At 37.8% G+C, this 312-nt stretch carries 1 protein-coding gene; it reads right to left on the bottom strand.

Going from position 1 to position 312, the window contains the following annotated elements; genetic code table 11:
- Nucleotides 1-282: YjcN family protein (locus KI369_RS27650; protein ID WP_212958815.1), on the bottom strand; the 282-nt coding region annotated here is incomplete at its 3' end.
- Nucleotides 283-312: the final 30 nt, after the last annotated feature.

Raw genomic sequence — 312 nt, 5'->3', positions numbered from 1 at the left:
TTTTTTCTTCACGCATGCACTAAGCATATCAATTCCTGATCCATGTGCTCTTACGTGAGGAAAGAAATAGTGCTCTGATTCTTCTTCCTTACCATATAAAGTTTGGTACTCATCTGGAATTGCTTCTTTTTTCACATCTTTTTCTTTCGTCACTTCGCCAGAAAACGCAACGCTTGGATGCCCTTCAAAAAACAACGCAGTTCGCACCGCCATAGATGGTGTACTATGCAACGCATAATATGCTATTACAATTATGCCAATAACACCGATAAGTTTCTTCATATATTACTCCTTAAAAAAAGTGCTAACACA

The organism is Bacillus sanguinis, assembly GCF_018332475.1.
Taxonomy (GTDB): domain Bacteria; phylum Bacillota; class Bacilli; order Bacillales; family Bacillaceae_G; genus Bacillus_A; species Bacillus_A sanguinis.
Note: the sequence above shows the minus strand (reverse complement) of the source record. Positions and strands in the feature narration are given on the sequence as shown.